General features: G+C 43.9%; 20 protein-coding genes. 13 read left to right on the top strand and 7 right to left on the bottom strand.

Annotated elements, in window-relative coordinates; all coding sequences use genetic code 11:
* Window positions 1-44: 44 nt before the first annotated feature.
* Entirely contained in the window at window positions 45-2417 is a 2373-nt protein-coding gene (locus tag OCU87_RS24480) for a Lon protease family protein (protein WP_062692101.1), read from the bottom strand.
* Between the two features lie 609 nt (window positions 2418-3026).
* Between OCU87_RS24480 and cspE (OCU87_RS24475) the strand changes: the two genes are divergently transcribed.
* Complete coding sequence (gene cspE, locus OCU87_RS24475; protein WP_048897328.1) at window positions 3027-3239, top strand: transcription antiterminator/RNA stability regulator CspE; 213 nt, start codon at window positions 3027-3029, stop codon at window positions 3237-3239.
* A 360-nt stretch (window positions 3240-3599) separates the two neighbouring features.
* Complete coding sequence (locus tag OCU87_RS24470) at window positions 3600-3809, top strand: hypothetical protein (protein ID WP_062692103.1); 210 nt, start codon at window positions 3600-3602, stop codon at window positions 3807-3809.
* Window positions 3810-4256: 447 nt separating this feature from the next.
* Here the strand turns inward: OCU87_RS24470 and OCU87_RS24465 are convergent, their stop codons facing one another.
* Window positions 4257-4985 carry a hypothetical protein gene (locus OCU87_RS24465; RefSeq protein ID WP_206422929.1) on the bottom strand — a complete coding sequence of 243 codons (729 nt, stop codon included), beginning with the start codon at window positions 4983-4985 and terminating at the stop codon, window positions 4257-4259.
* Window positions 4986-5260: 275 nt separating this feature from the next.
* On the opposite strand from OCU87_RS24465, the gene OCU87_RS24460 reads away from it, so the two are divergent.
* From OCU87_RS24460 to OCU87_RS24425, 8 genes are all read left to right on the top strand, one after another.
* Complete coding sequence (locus tag OCU87_RS24460; protein WP_239928885.1) at window positions 5261-6166, top strand: LysR family transcriptional regulator; 906 nt, start codon at window positions 5261-5263, stop codon at window positions 6164-6166.
* Window positions 6167-6275: 109 nt separating this feature from the next.
* The gene (locus OCU87_RS24455; protein ID WP_261859363.1) at window positions 6276-6959 is read left to right on the top strand and encodes a spondin domain-containing protein; all 684 of its coding nucleotides are present in this window, start codon (window positions 6276-6278) and stop codon (window positions 6957-6959) included.
* A gap of 9 nt (window positions 6960-6968) precedes the next feature.
* Window positions 6969-7697: a spondin domain-containing protein gene (locus tag OCU87_RS24450; protein ID WP_094958658.1), complete on the top strand. Its 729-nt coding sequence runs from the start codon at window positions 6969-6971 to the stop codon at window positions 7695-7697.
* Between the two features lie 218 nt (window positions 7698-7915).
* The gene (locus OCU87_RS24445; RefSeq protein ID WP_094958661.1) at window positions 7916-8656 is read left to right on the top strand and encodes a response regulator transcription factor; all 741 of its coding nucleotides are present in this window, start codon (window positions 7916-7918) and stop codon (window positions 8654-8656) included.
* A gap of 119 nt (window positions 8657-8775) precedes the next feature.
* The gene (locus tag OCU87_RS24440) at window positions 8776-10155 is read left to right on the top strand and encodes a sensor histidine kinase (RefSeq protein WP_261858819.1); all 1380 of its coding nucleotides are present in this window, start codon (window positions 8776-8778) and stop codon (window positions 10153-10155) included.
* A 359-nt stretch (window positions 10156-10514) separates the two neighbouring features.
* On the top strand, window positions 10515-10718 hold the full coding sequence (cspE, locus tag OCU87_RS24435) for a transcription antiterminator/RNA stability regulator CspE (RefSeq protein WP_062692113.1): 204 nt from the start codon (window positions 10515-10517) through the stop codon (window positions 10716-10718).
* A 215-nt stretch (window positions 10719-10933) separates the two neighbouring features.
* A complete protein-coding gene (locus tag OCU87_RS24430) occupies window positions 10934-11665 on the top strand; it encodes a MipA/OmpV family protein (protein WP_261858818.1) in 732 nt (243 codons plus the stop codon).
* Window positions 11666-11777: 112 nt separating this feature from the next.
* Window positions 11778-12704 (top strand): dienelactone hydrolase family protein, encoded by a 927-nt coding sequence (locus OCU87_RS24425; protein ID WP_261858817.1) that lies wholly within the window; start codon window positions 11778-11780, stop codon window positions 12702-12704.
* Window positions 12705-12866: 162 nt separating this feature from the next.
* On the opposite strand, the gene OCU87_RS24420 is transcribed toward OCU87_RS24425, so the two are convergent.
* The 3 genes from OCU87_RS24420 to OCU87_RS24410 form a co-directional block, all read right to left on the bottom strand.
* A complete protein-coding gene (locus tag OCU87_RS24420; RefSeq protein ID WP_261859362.1) occupies window positions 12867-13745 on the bottom strand; it encodes a 6-pyruvoyl trahydropterin synthase family protein in 879 nt (292 codons plus the stop codon).
* Window positions 13746-13892: 147 nt separating this feature from the next.
* Window positions 13893-15374, bottom strand: coding sequence for an FMN-binding glutamate synthase family protein (locus OCU87_RS24415; protein ID WP_261858816.1), 1482 nt, complete (start codon window positions 15372-15374; stop codon window positions 13893-13895).
* A 44-nt stretch (window positions 15375-15418) separates the two neighbouring features.
* Window positions 15419-15808, bottom strand: coding sequence for a SpoIIAA family protein (locus tag OCU87_RS24410; protein ID WP_062692119.1), 390 nt, complete (start codon window positions 15806-15808; stop codon window positions 15419-15421).
* A 190-nt stretch (window positions 15809-15998) separates the two neighbouring features.
* Between OCU87_RS24410 and OCU87_RS24405 the strand changes: the two genes are divergently transcribed.
* Window positions 15999-16781: an AraC family transcriptional regulator gene (locus OCU87_RS24405; protein ID WP_261858815.1), complete on the top strand. Its 783-nt coding sequence runs from the start codon at window positions 15999-16001 to the stop codon at window positions 16779-16781.
* Between the two features lie 173 nt (window positions 16782-16954).
* Complete coding sequence (locus OCU87_RS24400) at window positions 16955-17311, top strand: YibL family ribosome-associated protein (protein WP_261858814.1); 357 nt, start codon at window positions 16955-16957, stop codon at window positions 17309-17311.
* 79 nt (window positions 17312-17390) lie between these two features.
* Here the strand turns inward: OCU87_RS24400 and OCU87_RS24395 are convergent, their stop codons facing one another.
* Window positions 17391-18959, bottom strand: coding sequence for a long-chain-fatty-acid--CoA ligase (locus OCU87_RS24395; protein ID WP_261858813.1), 1569 nt, complete (start codon window positions 18957-18959; stop codon window positions 17391-17393).
* A 733-nt stretch (window positions 18960-19692) separates the two neighbouring features.
* On the opposite strand from OCU87_RS24395, the gene OCU87_RS24390 reads away from it, so the two are divergent.
* Window positions 19693-21381: an L-lactate permease gene (locus OCU87_RS24390; protein ID WP_261858812.1), complete on the top strand. Its 1689-nt coding sequence runs from the start codon at window positions 19693-19695 to the stop codon at window positions 21379-21381.
* Between the two features lie 131 nt (window positions 21382-21512).
* Here OCU87_RS24390 and OCU87_RS24385 read toward each other — a convergent pair whose 3' ends face one another.
* Window positions 21513-22415 (bottom strand): LysR family transcriptional regulator, encoded by a 903-nt coding sequence (locus tag OCU87_RS24385; protein ID WP_062692647.1) that lies wholly within the window; start codon window positions 22413-22415, stop codon window positions 21513-21515.
* Window positions 22416-22419 lie beyond the last annotated feature (4 nt).

Raw genomic sequence — 22419 nt, 5'->3', positions numbered from 1 at the left:
CCTCAAACAAAGCGTGCAATGACACGCGATACTAAGGCCGACTGTTAACGTCGCAGCGCATTCAGTTTCGCTTGTGCCAAACCAAACAGGCTGTGGCTTGAATAGCCGTTGTCGCCATCTTGTTCATCAGCAGGTTTACCAGTGAGTAGCTCTAGCGCTTCTGTGACATGGCTGATAGCCCAAATATTGAAGTCACCTTTTTCAACAGCTTCAACAATATCTTTTCTTAGCATCAAGTTATGTGCATTAGATTGAGGAATGATCACCCCCTGACCATTAGCACGCCCTTGAATCACGCAAACATCGTAAAAGCCTTCGATTTTTTCGTTAACACCACCAATTGGTTGCGCTTCACCAAACTGGTTCATCGACCCTGTAATCGCAATATCTTGTCGCAACGGTTGCTGCGAGAATGCCGAAACAATCGCGCACAGTTCAGCCATGGTTGCACTGTCACCATCAACGCCACCGTAAGATTGCTCGAACGTTAAGTGAGTCGTCAGAGGTATTTTGGCCGTTTTACCAAACACTGAAGCTAAATAAGCCGATAAAATCATCACGCCTTTCGAGTGGATGTTACCGCTTAAGTCCACACTGCGTTCAATATCAAAAACTTGCCCTTCACCGTAAGCCGTTGTGGCAGTAATTCGGTTGGGAGCACCAAATTGATAGTCAGAGGTTGATATCACTGACAGGGCATTGATCTGACCAACTTTGTCACCTTGGGTGGTCATCAAGGTTGTACCATTCACAAAGCTTTGCATTACATGGTCTTTCAAGCGGCTGACCCGCATTTCTTGATTCTGCAGTGCTTGCTCTACGTGATTGGCACGGATCATGGTTGCATTTGATGCTTTCGCGACGTAGTTAGTTTCACGCAGCAAGTTAGCAATATCAGCAGAATGTAACGACAACTTATTCTGATCATCTGCCTGACGAGAGCTGTATTCAATGATACGAGCAATGGCTTTACGGTCGCAGTGCAGCATATTGTTGTCATTGACGATGCTAGAAATAAAGCGAGCGTACTGTTCTTCCGATTCATCGGTACGTGTCATCTCATCTTCAAAATCAGCGGTAACACGGAACAGTTCACTAAACTCAGGATCGTAGTGTTGTAGCAAACGATAAGTTTCGTAGTCGCCAAACAAAATGATTTTCACATCAAGAGGGATCGGTTCTGGGTCTAGTGAGATAGCACCTGATAACGTGACTTCACGTTCTAATGAACTCAAATTTAAGGTTTTGGCTCGCAATGCACGCTTTAACCCATCCCATACATAAGGACGCTCAAGCACCTTCACCGCATCCATCATCAATACACCACCGTTAGCACGGTGCAGACTACCAGGGCGAATCAACGAGAAGTCAGTGAAAACAGTGCCTTTATAAGTGGCATTTTCAACATAACCAAAGATACTGTGATAACTCGGGCTCTCTTCTACTACCACGGGGAATTTGTGATCGTCTTGATTCACCAACACATTCACTTGGTAGCGGCGCGGCATTTTCTTTTCTAGTGCCGCGTAAGCCAGTGCAACTTGCTCTTCGCTTTCACCAAGGAAGATATCTAGGTTATCCAGCATGTCAGCCTGCATCGCTGATAAATACTGTTTAACTTCCGGCAAGTGCTTGTACTTATCTTTTAGCGCTTTGATCACGTGCGCAATCACTTCTAGCGCAATCTCTTCGTCAAGCTTTTGCAGTTTGTCTGAATAGGTTTCTTCCCACTCTGTTAACTTGCGCACAATGCCACGTAGCTCTATTTCCAAGCTATCAATGGCTTCTTCAAATTGCTGCTGTTCAGCTTCCGTCAGCGTCGCAAAGCTTTCTTCGGTATGGGGCTCTTCCCCATTCAAAGCAACCAGTTGGTATTCACCTTGCGGGGTTAAACTTAAACTAATACTTTGTGTTTTAGCTTTGTTTGTTAAAGTCAGCAAGGCACTTTCTTGCTTTTTAGCTAATTGCGATTTAAGCGTTTCAGCACGTGAATAGTACATCTCGTTATCAAAAGCCAACGGCATGGCTTTCACCAAGCGCGTCATCAGTTTTTCAATGGCTTTTTTAAATTCAGCGCCCGTGCCTGCAGGTAATTTAAGCACTTTAGGAATACGGGTATCATCAAAATTGGCGACATAACACCAGTCATACAAAGGCACTGCGTTTCCATTAGGCTCATGACGATTTAAATAACGCAGTACCATGGTGCGCTTGCCTAAACCATTCCGCCCAATCGCATAAATGTTATAGCCTTTTTCTTTAATCGACATCGCGAACTCGACCGCTTTTTGCGCGCGTTCTTGACCCACAATTTCGTCTAGTGGGGTCAGATTTTTCGTCGACTTACATTCCTCGTCCAGTCCGTTGAGTGCCGAACCACGATACAGCTTTTCACTGCCTAGAGGTTGAATTGGCATAAGCATATCCCTCTGTTAGCTTCCATAAATTCAGTGTAGTCATAAAATTATTTAAATTTAGTGACTTAGCTTACGGATAAAGGGTTAACACTTCTGATAATCATCTAATTGCTGCTTTTAGCATCAACTTTACTCACCAAACAGCCATAACCCTTACTGTTAACATGGCTAATATCGTAAATTATGGCAGACAACCTTCAACGTCGGCCTACATATTAAGAGGACGGTGTTGACCACAGTGCCTGCAAGAGTCATCCCACTTATATAGCGAGAACTAGCAGATGAAACCGAATCGGCGATTCATCTGAACCGCAATAGAAGTCACCAAAATGCGAGCGGGTAACAAGGCACTCAATACCACTACCAAAAAATAATTTAAAAAATATTAAATTAAGCCTTTACAATATCGAGCACTGAGGTATGATTCATCTCGCTCTGTTACACAGAGTTATTAATGAAACATCAAGTAAAAGTAAAACCTTAGAATTTCTTCGTTATTGTTGTTATCCTCAGTGTTTCCCTTAGCTTCATCGTCACATTCAATAATTCAAGCTTTCAGTGCACGCATTTTTTGCGATTATCTCATGAATTTAATATAAGGGGCATAACATGTCTGCTAAATCTACTGGTCTAGTAAAATGGTTTAACGAAGAGAAAGGTTTTGGTTTCATTACTCAAGACAACGGCGGCGCTGACGTATTCGTTCACTTCCGTGCTATCGCTTCTGAAGGTTTCAAAACTCTTGCTGAAGGCCAAAAAGTGTCTTTTGAAGTAGAGCAAGGCCAAAAAGGTCTTCAAGCTGCAAACGTTGTTGCACTATAATTTAGTGTTATAACGTAATGGCTTTTTATAGCCATTAGCAAAAAGACGTAAATGGTATCATTACTATTTGCGTCTTTTAAAAGCTAAACCCTCAGTAACACATACTTCGTAACACCATACAGTCGAAACACTCAATCATCTGCTTTTATATATCGCACCTCGTTGTAGTCAACTTCGCTATATTAGATCTATTTCTTCAATTAAAAATTGTCGATTAATTCACTATATGTAGGTTTTATTAACCTATTTTAATAATACATCAAGGATAATTATGTCTCGTTCAATTGGCCGTAAACGCTTTTGGTTTCAAAATAGCCGTAAAGATATCACTCAAAACAATGCAACAATAAAGGTAAATAAATGACAGTAAACTTTAATATTTTAAAAGGTAACATTTCTTGGAATGCATTAATCCACCAATTAAATAGTGACATTTTATTACGTCATATTTTAATGCGCGGCAATGTAGATACCGTTGATCTTCAACTTTCATATTGTGAAGATACAGGTAAAGGGAAAATACTGAATAAAGATAATCAATTAATTGGTAACTTTTCTACTTACTTTTAAATCACTTAACGATTTATCCCTCTCTGCTCCTGGGTTAATAAATTTAAGTTTGTAAATAGCACTACAGTGAAACATTCAATTAATAGTGATCTGTCTATAATTCGCCAAACTGACAATCATTTTATTGAACATACATTTTGAAATAACGTATCATTCCCTTTATAGTGATCCATAAAGTGGAGTGGTAAAGTTTATTTTATTCCACCGTATAAACAGAATTTTCATCTGCCTTCTCCATTATAATTCTCTTTTAAAGCATCTCCGCCTTAGTGTTTTAAACCTCATTTTAAATAGTGGCTATAACACAACTCCAACGCCCCCTCTCTGATAGTGATTTATCCAGTTTCACATTGCCTCTTTTTATCTCCTCGTTACCTCAAAAATCAAAACACAAAAAACCACGAGGCAAATACATTGCTCTCGCGGCTTTATCGTAATTATTCGAAATTAGAAATAATAGTTAGCTTGTAGCCATGCCACTGTGTCATCTTTATCCATGTTCAGCTTGGTATTCTTCGCTGTGTACTCTACTTTTGCCCCCACACTCACCTTTTCGGCAACCATAAAACCACCACCGGCTTCAACCTGAGCCAGATTGGCATTGGCTTTACGCATATGCGTCACTTTCGGGTTCACATAAACCCAGTGCCCCTCATCAAAGCCATACATTGCATAGATGCCACCTTGGTATAAGGTATCGGTAGACTTTGAGCTAGCTCCGCTCTTTGGTTCATTGTCTGAACGGGTGTAGCCTACACTTGCCATCGGGAATACACTGATATTATCCGTGACTTGGAATTTATAGATTAAACCAGCTAGGACTGTGTTTGTTGTCGATTTATCGCCATTCTGAAGATTGGTTTGGCCACCTAAAACATCGACTGAATAGCCAAGACCATCGGTAACATGGAAATAACGGCCACGGTAATTAACATCGCCTCCCTTGCCTTTATCATCGGTTTTATTTTTAACTCCAAGGTCTAATTGGAAAATATTTGAGCCAGAACCATACATGCCGTTTAATTGGGTATGATCTTTCGATGCACTCACCCCTAGAGTTGAAAACGATGCTGTTGGGTCACCGTAATTAATATCTTCTTGTTCTTGCGCTGCCACGTTCATTGCCATTGCCGCAACAAGTACTGCGCCTGCTGTTTTAACCATTGAAAATTTCATGGAACACCTCTTAGACATAATCATATTTTTGATAAGAGACTTCATTCCATGAAATCTAATTAATTATTTTTAAACCACCCTCGTTCGGTGTGATGTCATATTACGTCGAATCAGAAAAACGGTTAAATCAGGTTCTTTAAGTTAGACTTACACCTCGCTGAAACTAAAAACAAACAAGAAGTTAAGCTACGACAAGCCAGCACACGCTTTAATCAATTCAAGAACACACATTGAATAGCCTTCATTGCAAAGAATAGGTTACGGTATGGATACGGATGACAAAAAGAAATGAGGGGGGAAAAATGTTAATGACACCAGAGCGATTACACTATTTGGTTCTTGTCACTGAAACAGGATCATTTTCAGCAGCAGGGCGAAAATTGGGGATCAGTGCTTCAGCCGTTAGCCAAGTGATCCAAAATATGGAAGTCGACCTCAATCTTAAAGTTTTTCGCCGAGTATCAGGCCAAGCCCCAACATTGACCGATGTCGGCAAGTCCATGTACTTACAAGCGCTAGAGATCATCCCACGCCTCGAAGCTATTGAGAAAAAGGCACTTTCATTTCAAAGCGGCATTGAAGACAAAATTACAATTGCAGTACATGGCTTTACTATGTATCCCAAGCAACGTGAAGGGATCACCGCTTTACTCAAAGCCTTTCCAGATTTAAGTATCAATTTAGTTGATATCGAAGATCACGCATCCACGCTTATGGGACAGCCCAGCTCCCCAGATATTATTATTGCCCCGGTACAACTTAGACAGAGCCGCGGCGTTGAGAGCTTTATTCTGGATCGGATCCAGTGGCGGTTTGTTGCTGCGCCCGCTCATCCACTCGCGCAAGTTCGTAGCCAGCTTTCAGTTCAAGATTTACTGCAATACCATCAAATACTGCCTGCAATTTCTGACTTTGCGAATGAAGACCTTATTGAGTCACTGCGGTTTAGCTCTAACAGCATAAATTGTTCACGCTTTTATCAATATCGTGAGCTACTCATCTCTGGAGCTGGGTTTGGACTTTATCCAGAACAACTTGATCCGCATTTATTTGAAAACAACATTTTGCAAACACTCGCTCTGGACTTTAGTGATACCGACATGACTTGGGATATCGAAATGAAGTGGACCAACGCGATAGGCCCAGCAGGCACTTGGTTCATAGAACATATGATGTCGTAACGACGTTCAGTGAGATATTTTACGCTGTGAGAAATTTATGAGAACTTCGCGAGAAGATTGCCAACTTTAACCGCCATGATTGAATTATTACCTCATCACATGACGGATTATCACCATGAAAATACGATTGGCACTTCTCGCAATAACTGCAGCACTGAGCACAGCATCGGTAACAGCGCACGCTGCCAGCATCGATGTCTCTATCACCAATGCCACCAAAGGTATTTACTTCACCCCTTTGCTAGTCGTTGCTCACAGTAGCGATATTCATCTTTTCCAAGCTGGTGTCGCCGCTTCCCCTGAAATCAAAGTCATGGCAGAAGGCGGGGACATTTCGGGTTTATCATCGCTCGCAGCAAATGCAGGTGCAGTGGTTTCAGAAAACCCTGCCAGCGGCATTCTTAATCCCGGCGTATCTGCCACAGCAAGCCTAGATACAGGCTCATTTCATCGGTTATCACTAACCGCCATGCTGTTACCAACCAACGATGGCTTTGTCGGTTTAGACAGTTGGCAGATCCCGTCACAACCAGGCACTTACACCATTCGACTTAATGGCTACGATGCAGGTACAGAAGCAAATGATGAGTTAGCCGCCAGCATGCCAAATCCACCTTTCATCACCTTTGGGTCTGGCGGCACAGGGGTCGAAGCCACCATTAGCAATGACAAAGTTCACATTCACCCTGGTAACCTTGGTGACGGCGATACCACTGGTGGAAAGAGTGACTTGAATAGCGGTATGCATCGTTGGTTAAATCCTGTTGCTGTTGTCACTGTAACCGTGAAATAAGGAGGCACTATGAATACGCGCATACTTTTACTTGCCGCGAGTGTCGGGTTACTCGCTGGTTGTCCTGATGATGACACACACTCAAATAACGATTCACCGCCGGCTTCACCTCCTGTTCAAACTGATGCGGCAAAACAATATGAATTGACGGTAATCAATTTAACCGTGAGCCAACCCTTATCGCCACTGGCTGTCTTAACGCACAGTAGTGGCTACCAGTTATTTCAAGTCGGACAACCCGCCTCTATCGCGTTAGAGAAAATCGCAGAGAGTGGTGATAATACAGATTTGCTGGCTGAAAAAGACAGTAACGATAATGTCACTATGAGCTATTCCGGCACTGGGGTCATTTTGCCGGGTAGTACAGATTCACTAACGTTAGATATTGTTGGCGATGACGCAAATCAACTGTCCATAGCAAGCATGCTGGTCAATACCAACGATGGTTTTGTCGGAGAAACGGGGATCGACCTGAGTACCATCGCTATAGGTGAAAGCTATACCATGAATATGCCAGTCTGGGATGCAGGAACTGAAGCCAATAGTGAAACCAGCGCATCCATTCCTGGGCCAGCTGCTGGCGGTGAGGGCTTTAATACCATCAGAGATGACGATGATAAGGTGAGCTTTCATGCTGGAGTCATCAGCCTTGATGATGGCTTAACAACCTCAGTGCTGACAGCCAGCCATCGCTTTTTAAACCCAGGGGCAAGGTTGAGCATCACCCGTATAAAGTAAGTAATGCCAGCACGAACACTCAAATGAAATATTTGCATCTCCACACGGTCTTATAACCAACATGATGCGTGTGCGCCCTATTCGTCGGCGTACAACGCATCAGTAGAAACTGTGATATACAGACCGTTGTGGAGTGAATAATGACAGCGATAAAACACACGTCAAACACAGCAACCTTCAGTACCGCTTCGCACTCAGCAGCTCGCGAGCCAAAGTCGATGAGCATTCCCCCTAGCACCGTCGAGCAAGGGCAAATTTTGATAGTCGAAGATGATAATGATCTTGCAGAATTAATCGCAATGCACCTGTCGCTACAAGGCCATGAGACTACCCGTGTCACCTCATTAGGCGTGGCGCAATTGCACCTTAGCCAAACCCAGTATGACTTAATCATACTTGACCGTGGTTTAGAGGATGGCGATGGCATTACGCTGTGCCAGTCACTGCGTCATAAGCAAAATTGGTTACCCGTATTAATGCTCACCGCACGAAATAGCGAAATAGACAAAGTGGCAGGCTTAGAAGCAGGCGCTGATGACTACTTAACAAAACCTTTTAGTGTGCTTGAATTTCAAGCCAGAGTACGCACTATTTTGCGCCGTAGATCGCATCGTTCAAGCTGTGCGTACCACTCAGAAGGCGACACGCATATTCCAGCGACACTGTCATTGAACGGCTTGGTGATTAACCCTGAATTACACCATGTAGAAATTAACCATCATGCAGTTCAGCTCACCGCCACCGAATTCACCTTGCTCTACTTTTTAGCCCAAAAGCCCGGTCGAGTTTACAGCAAAGAAGAGTTGCTGCAGCAAGTATGGCAAACCGATTTCTCAGGCTATCAACACACGGTATGTAGCACAGTCAATCGCTTACGCACAAAACTGGAACATGCGAACCCAAATCAACCTTTTATCCACACAGTCTGGGGCGTGGGTTATAAATTTGAAGCTGCATAAATCATTAAATACTCAAATTGGTACTTAGCTTTGGTGTTTAGCTTTGAAGGGCTTACGCACCAATTAGCAATACCAATCAGTGACAGGGTCACAAGCAAGAGAGAGAAAGGAGTCCAGAGATGAACTTTAAGCTCAGATTGTTATTACTCACTAGTTTTTGGTTTGCCTTGTCGGCATTAGTGATTGGCTCATTCGTTACTCTACAGCAAACCCATACAGAGCAACGCACCCAGCAAATGCTTCATCGTGATCTTGCCGCCCATATGCGTGACGATAGCCCCTTGATGGAAGGGACAAATTACAACCCGAAAGCGCTTAAATCCATTTTCCATACGCTGATGTTGCTAGGACCAGACTTTGAAATTTACTTTCTTGATCAACAAGGAAGGGTTCGTAGCCATGCCGCGCCAGAAGGAAAGGACATTCAAGCTCAGGTGTCACTAAAACCGATTGAACAATTTCTCACTCAACAAACATTGCCCATTTTAGGTGACGACCCTCGAAACCCTGCACAAAAAAAAGTTTTCTCCGTTGCTCCAATCACTGAATTTGGCTCGGTGGTTGGTTATCTGTATGTAGTCATTGGCAGCGAGCAACGCAGTTTATTAGATGCAGAATTCAGTATGCTGCCTATCGTGCACATACTGAGTCTCGCCATGTTGCTTATTTTTAGCTTTAGTATGCTAATTTACTGGCTAGTAAACCGTACTTTACTGATCCCCATCGCCGCTATGAGCCAAGGGCTACAAGCACAATCTCGCGATAATTTTTGTTTACAGCCTGATTTTATCAAGCAAGTACCAGAACTACGCCCGATTAGTCAGCACTTCTACCAAATGTCACAGCGGATACAGCGTCAGTTTTTACAACTGCAGCAACAAGAAAGTACGCGTCGTGAATTACTGATGCAGCTAAGTCATGACCTAAAAACACCGCTCTCTAGTGTATTGGGCTATTTAGAAACGTGGCAACTCCAGCAAACAGCATCCAACCCTTTAATCGCCACCGCGCATCGAAACGCCCAAAAGCTGGCCATGCAACTGGAACAGCAATTGACCCTGGCGCGTAGCCAAAAACCACAACCCGAACCACAATTTGAATTAATAGCGCTGGCGCATGTCATTGAGGAAAGTATCGAAAGCTTGGCCGTCCATGCCAGCCGTAAACAAATTAAGGTTAACCTAACCATGTCAGAAGCAACGCAGATCCAAGGGGATAAACAATTACTCCAGCGTCTTTTTGCTAATTTACTAGAAAATGCTATTCGCCACGCACCCGCTAAAAGTAGAATCAACATCCTGTCAGATAGCCGTAAACACGGGGTAAGTATTTCAGTACAAAACGATGTAGATCCAGATGCCCCATCCGGTGATCTTGGGCTCGGCACTAAAATCATTCAATCCATTCTTGCTTTGCACCAAAGTAAGCTGTCGACCTTAAAATCTTCCAGCCACTACAATCAAAGTTTTGAATTACCCAACACGCATCACGCACATTGATAAGCTGCATAATAATGCCTTAATTTCCGCCAACTATGCCACTTTTCATACGGTTAATTCCATGGCGAACTCTCAGTGCAGTCGAAGAACTAAAAAATTAACCATAATGTGATTAAAAAAGGAAAATTCCTGTCAAATAACGCTAGACAACCCCCTATATCTTGGTATGATTCTCCTCGGCCTGTAATCAGACCTATTCAATGTAATAAATATTATGCTTTAAGAAATCTTCGCTGCATCTGCTATACCAGTTAATGTCATGAAGTCTTCCCTGTCATAAATTTTACATAAATATGTAATTTTTTACCTGGCTACCCAAATCGCATATTGCGAATTTTTTATATTAAAAGGATACACTCATGTCTACTGGCATCGTAAAATGGTTTAACGAAGAGAAAGGTTTCGGTTTCATCACTCAAGACAACGGCGGCGCTGACGTATTCGTTCACTTCCGTGCTATCGCTTCAGAGGGTTTCAAAACTCTTGCTGAAGGTCAAAAAGTTTCTTTCGAAACTGAGCAAGGCCAAAAAGGTCTTCAAGCTGCAAACGTTGTAGCTCTATAATTTAGAAGTTTAATACTTCCAAGATTATTAAAAAAATGCTGACTTCGGTCGGCATTTTTTATGCCTGTCATTCAAGTAATTTCTACTCTGTTTCCTCTTCCCTCTTCAGCTTGTATCACTAAAGCAACACAACACAGTTTTTTCTAAAAAAATGCAAAATAGTGCAATAAACTCAGCCTAAGCCATTTCTACTCCTGTAAATAAGGAGAAGTATTATGAATAAAACGGTTTCATTGTGGCGTTGCACTCTTTCCACAATCTTAGTGTTTTCAGCCGATATCAATGCGCAGGAGAGGTTTAAAGACTTTACCTTTATTGGTGCGGGTGCTGCCGTTGAAGAGTCGGTATTTGCTAATGACGGTGCTAAACCTGGCGCGGCCCTGTACCTTTTTCATCACAGCCAATATGGCTTCATTGATGGTAGCCTCGCGAACTTTGCTATTACCCCTTGGTTTGGTATCTCTGGTAGCGTCCGCCTTTCTCAAGTATCGAATGACTTTACAGATCTGCCCGATGGCATCAATGATCGCGACAGCAGTGGTGAACTAGGCGTGACAATTGGTACCTTGGGTGCACGCCTAACCTTTCTCCATGATGTGACCGACAAACATAATGGCTATGAGCTTCAACTGCACTTAGGGCGAGCTTTCGATACACCCATTAATAACTTGGTATTATCACCCTATTTTGAAGTCGATTATCGAGATCGTAAACTGTCAGAGCACCTCTACAGTATCTCGCCAAACGAGTCGAGTGCATCAGGATTGGCACAATTCGATGCCAAGCCCTCTTGGGTCTACAAAACGGGGGTCATAGGTTTATATGACTTTTCTGACAAATTCTTAGGGATATCTAAGCTAGAACTTGAGCATCATGACAGCGATAGCCCTTTAGTACAGAACAACCTTGGCTGGAAATTTAGTGTTGGGGCGGCATACAAATTCTAATCTTGACCGATTATCACCCTATCAAGGGTGATTTATTCATACCTGTTTATCTTGCTCTCACTAACCCTAGGATTTGTAGCTATGCTTTATTAAAATCAGCTGGGGATTCGAGATGAACGCACAAGATAAACACATCAAACACGATGCCGCCTCGCAACCGCTTCAGCCTATCCCGCAAGAAGCGTTCGATTGGTACGATGAATATACCCATGGCTTAATCGATCGTCGGGAGTTTCTTGCACGGCTATCGGGGTTAGCTATCGTCGGGATGAACCTGACTTTACTCACCAATGCATTACTCCCTGAGTATGCACAAGCCGAGCAAATCTCGTTTAATGACCCAGATATTCTAGCCAGCTATGAAACCTTTGACTCACCTAACGGGCACGGTGAGGGCCGAGGTTATCTTGTCACACCGAACCCTTTACCAAGCAATGCCCCTGTGGTGCTAGTGATCCATGAAAACCGCGGTCTCAACCCTTATATCAAAGATGTTGCTCGACGCGCAGCAAAAAGAGGCTTTATCACGTTTGCACCCGATGCCTTATACCCACTAGGCGGCTACCCTGGCAATGATGATAAAGGCAGAGAAATGCAAAAAAGCCTCGACCAAGCCAAAATAGAACAAGATTTTATCGCAGCGGCACAGCACCTAAAAAAGCATGCTAACAGCAACGGGCAATTAGGTGCTGTTGGTTTTTGCTTTGGGGGCTATGTGGTCAATATGCTTGCAGCAACACTGGCTGAAGATCTCAATGCGGGCGTGCCTTTTTATGGGACACCACCAGCGAAGGCACTTCGCCAGCAAATCAAAGCCCCACTCCAGTTCCACTTTGCCAGCTTAGATAAACGCGTGAATGCCACATGGCCTGACTACGAAAAAGACTTAGATAACATGCAGGCGAAATATCACGCCTACCTTTACCAAAAGGTTAATCATGGCTTTCACAATGATTCAACTGCACGCTATGCAGAAGCCGAAGCCGAGCGCGCATGGCAACGAACTGTGGATTTTTTTGATGCTCATTTACGTACATGACTATTACTGAGCCATCACATTGCCTCAGTTAAACGCAGAAAATTAATCAGCACATAAAATTGACCTACTACGCCGGATAAAAAAATGCCCACCACGAACGTGATGGGCATTTTTAAAAAGAAGTTCTTCTAACAGTAACTTATGTTTTACACATTTTTGGGGTTATAACGAGGCCATTGCACCTTTGCCTACGCCTTCGTAAGCCACAACATCCAGTATGTCATCGCCTTTCAAGGTAGGTTTCACTTGTTGCGCAATATAACCCGCAAGTAATTCTACGGTTGTGTCCGTATCCAATATTTCCGTTTCAGTGCGTGCAATCGCAAGTTCAAATTCGCCTTGAGGTGCTGTGTAACGGAAACCGTAGTGCGTTTCATCCGAAACTGATTGAGCATGTTGGCTTAATGTAAGGTCGTTCACGTTAGCTTGGTCTTCCGCTGAACCAAGGTAAATATCTTGCCAACGTTGCGCCCATTGCTGTTCACGTTCAGCATCACGCTTGCCATTAACCAATAATTCAATTGGCGAACGGTGGCCATGAGCAATACGCTGGCAGTTGCCATCATGCTTTTTCAAGCCATGTGTATAGTGGTAAAAAGCACCATCAAGATTTTCATGGCGTAAGGTAATTTCCAGACCTTGGACATTGGCTGGTAATTCACCCTTTAAGACTTGGTATACATGCTCTGTCACGGTTTCAACTGTGATAGCATCAGTATCGACTAAACAATACGCTTCATCTGGGCAATGCAGGTGGATCCCTTTTTCGCCACGTAGAATATCAAGCGTTGAGTACCCGTCTTTTGTTGTAGCAAGGTGAACCGCAGGATCGCGCATTGGCACTAACAAACGGTGATCAACATATTCATCCACTAAGTGTTTGATTTGTTTTTTCACTCGGCTGAAATCTAACACCATGCTCATTTCATTTAGCTCGCCAGACATCACCACATCCAGAATCCAGCTTTCTCCAACCATACCGCGTGTTGCACAGAGGTACGAGGCATCGATAACGGTAAGATCTTTAACGAATAGCTTCAAACTGAAGTCCTTATTGATAATGGTTGTCGTTTTGCTAAGAGCAGGCATTATACGCGCCAAATACAGTGAGTAAACCTTGTAAACATTGTGAAGTTCGTCATTCGCTTAACGAGAGGACTATCATGGGTTGAATGATGGTTAATTCGGCTATTTATGGTGCTTATACAACTCATCTAACGCAACCGATAAACCATTTTCCGTGACGATACGAATATGCTGAGTGTCTAAATCTCTCGCATTCGTTGCCCCGCAGGAATGTGCAATAAGCCCCAGCCCATAATGGATGTACTTATTGTAATTTGCCACTCGTTGGGTTTTATCCCCGACATCAAGCCCTTCTTGGAGACGTTTATTATGAGTAGTGATCCCTGTCGGACAAGTATCTTTATTGCATTGCAGCGCTTGAATGCAACCCAAAGCAAACATGTGTCCTCGTGCAGACACAACAAAGTCGGCCCCCAATGCAATCGCCCATGCCACTTTCGATGGGGTAATTAACTTGCCCGAGGCTATCACTTTTATCCGCTCTTTCAAGCCATGCTGGCGTAAACGTCCTACGACTAAGGGTAAGCTTTCTTTCAACGGTAAACCGACATAATCCATTAATGGCTGTGGTGCCGCGCCTGTTCCACCATCAGCACTGTCGATCGTGATAAAATCCGGTGCACTTTCAACCCCACGCGCACTAATTTCAGCGATAAGATCGTCAAACCACTCAAGCGAGCCAATCACAGATTTAAAGCCAACGGGCTTACCCGTTGTTTGTCGAACAAAAGCGATCATATCCAGTAAATCCCCCACAGAACGTACATCGATATGACCATTAGGGCTAATCGAGTCTTCCCCTTCTTTAATTCCACGAATACGAGCTATTTCAGCTGTGACTTTACATCCCGGTAGCATACCGCCTTTGCCCGGTTTCGCCCCTTGGCTCATCTTAATCTCAAACATTTTAACTTCTGGGTGCGCTGCTATTTCTTTCAGCTTGGTTTCGCTTAGGTGGCCCTGCTGATTACGGACACCATATTTAGCGGTGCCGATTTGAAATACGATGTCGGCTTTGCCTTCTAGGTGATACGGGCTCAATCCACCTTCTCCAGTATTCATCCAGCATCCTGCAATTTTTGCACCGTGAGATAAAGCTCGCACCGCCGGTTTGGAAATCGCCCCATAACTCATACCCGAAATGTTAAAGATCGAGCGCGTGGTATACGGATATTGGCAACCTTCACCGATGGTAATAGGACTCGGCTCTACCGCATCCTCTGCAAGCGTTGGAAAGGCACAGTTCATGAACATGATGGTGCCCGTCGACTCTAGATTGCGGGTTGAACCAAACGCGAGGGTACGATCAACATTTTTGGCCGCCTTATATACCCAGCTGCGTTCTGCCCGATTAAATGGCATTTCTTCACGATCCATGGCAAAAAAATACTGGCGGAAAAACTCACCTTGTTTCTCAAACAGGTAACGAAAGCGTCCAATAACAGGGTAGTTATGCCGAATCGCATGTTTGTGCTGACGTCTATCGGCAATATAAAAATAGATCACCACCAGCGCACCAACCCCAATCACGACAATAAATAAACTTGATATAAAATCGACGCTAAACAAAAGAAAATCGCTCATCGTTACCCTCGCTTGTTCCAAAAGACGACTGGCTGAAATCGCGGCTAGGAGTTATGACTGCCGCGTAACCATGCCAAAGCATCAAGCGGATCATCGAAATATCTCACCTCCCCCGCCACAAACCAGCCCCCCACTTTCGCCATGATCTCTTGCCAATGCTGATTACCGTAAATGGCTATACGATGGAATTTCTTACCGTGTTTTAGACCTAGCCGTAAGTCATCCCACGCGGCTTGTAATTCCCAGCCTTCAAATTCAGTACCATCAAAATAGGCATCGACAATCGGTTTCTCCACTTCCGCCAAGGCTTCATCCAAAATAGGGACTATCTTTTCATAATCAGCGTGAGTTAATGTGCCAGTCGCTTTTAGCTCAATAAAAAACAGATCGTCTGTTCGTTCGATATCCATTGCTAAACCGTGAACAACCGCCATAGCAACCTCCTTAGTGTTAGCAATAGTTTATTTTTTCTCTACCTGAGTGTAGCGGCTTTCTCGGCACCTGAAAAAATGGCAAGATCCTCGATAAAAAACCACTCAGTGCCCTTCATCACGGTATCAACCCGCAAGATGTCCCGTTACAATCATAAAAACAAGAAACATAAAAATAAGGACACCCACGTTCATGGCATTTATTACTGGGGAGGTTCCCTTTAATCCAGATACACTTCCAGCCAATGTCGTGGGGATCGCCGCTGATGTAGGTCAGCACGATTCAGGTCTCCACCAACACCAAATGGCTCAGCTGCTGTTTGCACCAAAAGGCTGTATGACCATTTCGCTAGAAGATCAGCAAAGTGTATTACCGCCAACTCGCGCCGCATGGATCCCGCCAGGGATCAATCACCGCGCCGTCATGCGTAATGTAGTGCCTTATCGTTCGATCTATTTTTCTCCCAGCCTTTATGCCGATCTTAACCAGATCGCTGCATTAGATCGCATTCAGATCCTCAGCGTAAATAGTTTACTCAGTGCATTGATCGAACGGATGGCTTTTTGGTCATGGGACATGTCAAGCCAGGAGCAATCCACCTTGCTGGCGCTATTTTGGCAAGAACTCCAACTTGCCCAGCCAGAGCACCTCTCCTTACCGCTACCCAAAGATCCACGCCTAAGCACTTGGTGGCAACAACTTGAAGTCGGCCATACACCGCCGCCACCATTAAACATAATGGCAAAAAACATCGGTGCGAGTGAGAAAACCATCAGCCGTATTTTTAGCCATGACACTGGGATGCCCTATCAGCAATGGCGACAACAATGGCGTTTACTCGCCGCGATCGAGTTTTTAGCTGAAGGAAAGTCGGTATCAGCCACCGCCTTCTTGTTAGATTTTTCAAGCGATAGCGCTTTTATTAGCTTTTTCCGCCAACATATCGGCGAAACACCTAACCAATTCATGCGTTGAGCCTCAATTGGTTTCACAATAAGCCCCCATTGCTACCAGCATGACTATAAATATGTGATTTATTTAGCAGCATGTTTGTTCTAGCTGTTATACTTTGCGCAATAACACACAACAGCCATGGTCTTCGCACCAACTGTTGGGCTGTATCGCTATGTACACCTAAAGGTAACAAGATGAATTTAAAGCAAGAACTTCAAAATTTAAATAACCGACTAGACAAGTGCCGCAACAAGCTAGCGGCAGCAAAAAGTCGTAACGATCAGCCAGTCGTGAATCAATTTAAGAATGAAGTTGCTAAGCTTGAGAAACAACGTGATAGCATCAAGGGCACGCAATCACGTCAAGCAAATGACAAAGGTAACGACATTAAATCAATGTCATTTAACCGTGCACTGACGAAAGCAGAGCAAGCGGATATGGGTAAACTAAAAAAATCTGTTAAAGGTTTAATTGTCGTTCACCCTATGACTGCAATTGGTCGTGAAATGAAAATTAAAGAAGTTACTGGTTTCGCACACAAACCATTCTAATCTTCTTTAACGCACCATTAAAAACGCGGTTCATCTTAAGATGAACCGCGTTTTTTGTTATCGACTCTATTGAAAATGATCAGGCTGAAGCTTGTTCCTGACTGTGTTGTTGCTCAACAACTTCAGCTTTTAGATCTTTCTTCAGTATTTTACCTGTTGCGCTCATCGGTAACCGCTGGCGGATTTCAACGCTACGTGGGTATTTAAACGCTGCAAACTGCTCTTTACCCCATTCATACAATGCTGTCTCTTCTGCATCTGCACCTTCTTTTAGCACCACATAAGCTTTAATTTCTTCCCCGTATTCGGCATTAGGGATACCAATCACTGCGACCATCGCCACCGCAGGGTGGGTCATGAACACTTCTTCAATTTCACGTGGGTAGACGTTAAAACCACCTCGAATAATCAGATCTTTAACCCGATCAACAATGTACATATTGCCGTTGTCATCAAAGCGCCCAATATCCCCGGTATAAAACCAGCCATCACGCATCGCTTCTTTAGTCGCTTCTGGACGATTCAAATACCCTTTCATCACATTGTGACCGCGAATAATAACTTCCCCGTCTTCACCTACAGGTACGGACTGACCACTAATATCGACCAAACGCACTTCCACACCTTGAATAGGTTGGCCAACAGATCCCGGAATACGCGGTTGATCTAAGTGATTAAAACAAGCAACAGGACTGGTTTCTGATAGCCCATACCCTTCTAAAATAGGGACATTAAAGCGATTTTCAAAAGTATGAATCACTTCTTTTGGCAGTGAAGCTCCCCCACTAATTGCGATGCGCAAGCTAGATGTATCATCATCACTTTGGCAATGGTTTAAGCCGATGTACATCGTTGGGACGCCCGCAAATGCAGTCACTTTATGTTTGGCAATCAATGACAAGACAAGACTAGGTTCAAAACGAGGCACAAGCACCATACTTGCCCCCATCAATACCGAGGCATTCATTTGTACTGTTTGACCAAAAGTATGGAACAAAGGCAAGGTCACTAACTGAACATCATCACCTTGGCACCCCATCAGTGTTTGCGCCACCAAGGCATTACATACCATGTTGCTTTGGCTTAATTCAGCCCCTTTCGGTAACCCTGTGGTTCCTGAGGTATAAAGAATAACGCACGTATCCCCTTCTAAACGCGGCACATAATCAGCAAGCGGCGCTTGCTTGGCAATAAAGCTGCTGAGTGTCGGTATACCGTTATAGACCAGCTGGCTTTGATCAACCGTCATCACCACCATATCTTCACATTCCGCAACTTGATTAAAGGCGGCAATGCCTTCTTGCGCCATAGGGAGGTCAGGCGTGCCTTCGAAGCAAAAGAAAAATTTCGCTTGCGAATCTTCGAGGTGGTATTTAATTTCACGCTGGCGTAATAACACGTTGAACGGTACCACCACACCACCCGCTTTCTGAATACCGTAATACACAATAGGGAAAAAAGGTAAGTTGGGGCAGCTCAAAGCAACACGATCGCCCGCTTGCAATCCCTTCGCCACTAAACCACTGGCCACCTGGCCCGCTAGCGCATCAAACTGGGCGTAGGTTAATTGGGTGTCACCACAGATAATGGCCGTTTTATTCGGTTTACATTGCGCATTTCGTTGTAGGGCAGCAGCAAGACTCATCATAGCGTTACACCTTCATCCTTGATTATGATCCTAAGCAGTTAAACGCTCGTTTAATACTTACGTTTAATCTGTTGTTCAATAGATAGTCAGTCCCTGATATAAAGTCAACGCGCACCTTAATGATTGTTAATTATTTGTGATCAAAGGGCGCTGATTTATATTTATCATCGCTATCTATTATCCCAGCAACTCGCCTAGACAAGCTCAATCCGGCGAGTAATTAAATTACAAATAAGCCACTAAAAATCATTACCCCTTGGAAACCGTGGTTAAATTACATCAAAAAATCAATCCATTAGCGTTGTACTAACAGTCAATGACCAATTAACTACGCCCACAGTGTCAAATTCACTTACTTTATTAATGGATATATCGAAAATCACTGTTTCCAGCCGTCGCATAATCACGACACAGTAATATCCATTAATCACTTGTTACACCCTTGTTTTATATGGCTTCATAAGCCTGATCATATTTTAAAACATTCATTAACATTATACCTTACCGTGAATGTGGCTATTGCTCGGAAAAAAAGAGGCATAGCCATATGTTTTTTCGGCCGTAGAATGTCTTCCCCACAAAAAACAGCTAACAGAAAATTACTTTTCGACATACAGCCTGTAACCCAAACAACAAAATTATAAATAAGGCCGCAACACCAAAGCATTTACCTCATCGACTATTACCTAATCGGCTAGGTAGTTTGCAGGCCGAACACATGGAGTGGAAAAACATGACGTCCCTATTTTTATCCGTTATGCCCATTGTTATCCTGATTTGGATGATGACAAAGAAGAACGGCTTACCTTCGCACATCGCCTTGCCGATCACCGCTTTAATGGTCGGTTTGCTGCAATTGTTTTATTTCAATACTGATTTCACCTTAATTAGCGCCAACATCATTGCTGGTATCCTCTCTGCAATCACCCCTATTTCTATTGTTGCTGGCGCAATTTTATTAAACAGAATGATTTATCTTTCTGGATCTGAAGACATTATCCGTCGCTGGTTAGAAGGAATAAGTAAAAACCAAGTCGCACAGTTGATGATTATTGGCTGGGCGTTCGCTTTTATGATTGAAGGCGCGTCGGGTTTCGGTACCCCAGCTGCGATTGCCGCCCCCATTCTTGTTGGCTTGGGCTTCAATCCATTAAAAGTTGCGATGCTCGCGCTAGTGATGAACTCAGTACCCGTCTCATTTGGTGCCGTAGGTACACCAACCTGGTTTGGCTTCTCTAACCTTGGGTTAGACGATGCGACCTTGCTTGAAACAGGAAAAATTACCGCCCTCATTCACTTTGTCGCCGCTTTCATCATTCCACCGATGGCACTGCGCTTTATTGTGAGTTGGAGTGAAATTCGTAAGAACTACCTGTTCGTGCTGATCAGTACCTTGTCATGTACCGTGCCTTATTTCTTACTGGCACAGTGGAACTATGAATTCCCAGCCTTAGTGGGTGGGGCAATCGGTCTTATCGCATCGGTTCTTGTGGCACGCTTTGGTTTAGGATTAGCTACCGAGCAACAAACGGTAACGAAAACAGCCATGGCAGGTGAAGCTGCAACCTTGGGTGAAAATGTAGCGATGAACATGGCTTCATCTACGCAAAACTCGGTGAAATCAGGATCGTCTAAGAAAGATCAGCCAGTAGAAAGTGTGTCATCGGTACAAATATTTAAAGCGATGACACCAACCATTTTATTGATTGTGATTTTAATCGTGACACGTATTAAGCAATTTGGCATCAAGTCACTGCTCACCGATGGCACAGAGTTATTTACGGTTTCATTCGGCCCATTGGGCGATTTCAGCCTCAGCAAGGCATTAATTATTAAGCTCAGCCATATTCTTGGTACGGATGTCACTTGGGCGTATAAAACGCTTTATGTCCCTGCGCTGATCCCTTTCTTGCTGGTGGTACTCATTTCGATTCCGTTATTCAAACTGCAAGGCAGCATCGTTAAGCAGATGTTTTCTGAAACCGCGAGCCGTATCAAGATGCCATTTATCGCCTTGGTTGGTGCGCTTATCATGGTGAAACTGATGATGACGGGAGGCGAAAACTCGCCAATCATGACAACGGGCCAAGCCTTCTCTGATTTAATGGGAACAAGCTGGCAATATGTTGCAGCATACCTTGGCGCCTTGGGGGCATTTTTCTCAGGATCTGCGACTGTATCTAACCTCACCTTTGGGGCGATTCAGCAGACAATTGCAATGAATGTTGGGCTGCCTCAAACAACTATTTTGGCGCTGCAATCTGTCGGGGGAGCAATGGGTAATATGGTGTGTATCAACAATATTATTGCCGTTTCAACCATCTTGGGCATCGCTAACAAAGAAGGCTACATCATTAAACGTACCGTCATTCCGATGATTGCTTACGGTATTGTGGCAGCCATTATGAGTACAGTGGTTTAACTGACAGGGTTAGCGCCTTAGCGATAAGGCGCCATACAATTAAGTCAGCCTAATAAAAAGCGAAATGGCCTGATTCAATATCAGATTATCCATTTCGCTTTTTGTCTATTTTCTTACCAGAGTTCGTCGAACTAAAACTTCTCGACGTGCTTTTGATAACACTGATACAAGTGCTCAATAAACAATTTCACCTTGATAGGCTGGTGGCGCGTGTATGGGTAAACCGCATAAATCCCCAAGCACTTAGCCACTTGTTCCTGCAGTACTTCGATCAAAGTGCCTGCTTTTAAATCTTCCGCCACCAGCACTTTAGGGACATACACTAAACCTTGGCCAAACAAGGCTGCGCGACGTAAAGCAGACGCATTATTGGTGGTAAAGTTGCCATTCACCCTAACGGTACAAGGCTTGTTATCGCCTTTAAACAACCACTCTTGCGCACCTGTTTCTTGGTAGCTATACGCGAGACAATTATGTTGCGTTAACTCAGACGGTATTTTCGGTACACCGCAGCGAGCAAAATAATCAGGTGCGCCACAAATCACCCAGTGGGCGTCCACTAACCGCCGTGCAATAAAACTCGAATCAGGCAATGCTCCCGTACGGATCGCTAAATCAAATCCTTCTGCCACAATATCAACAAAGCGATTGTCCAAATCCATATCGATATGAATCTCTGGATATTTGGCACTAAACTCTGCAATGGCCTTTGGCAATAACAACTCCCCTGAAATGGTCGGCACGCTAATCCGAATCGTCCCAGTTAAGCTTTCACCTAAACCACTCATGGCTTGCTCGGCATTCTGTACCGAGTGATACACCTCTCTCGCATGGCTGAAAAAAACCTCTCCCGCTTCGGTTAATGTCAGCTTGCGGGTAGTTCGATAAATCAGTTGCACACCAAGGTCTTGCTCTAATCGAGTGATCCTTTTACTGACGACAGACTTGGTAAGTCCAACAAGATCAGCCGCTTTGCTAAACGAGCCTTGCTCAATTAAATGGAAAAAAATCAGGAAATCATCTGTGCTTCGCATCATT

This window comes from Photobacterium sanguinicancri, assembly GCF_024346675.1.
In the GTDB taxonomy this organism is placed as follows: Bacteria; Pseudomonadota; Gammaproteobacteria; order Enterobacterales; family Vibrionaceae; genus Photobacterium; species Photobacterium sanguinicancri.
The sequence above is the reverse complement of the archived record's forward strand: the minus strand, read 5'-3'. Positions and strand labels throughout refer to the sequence as shown.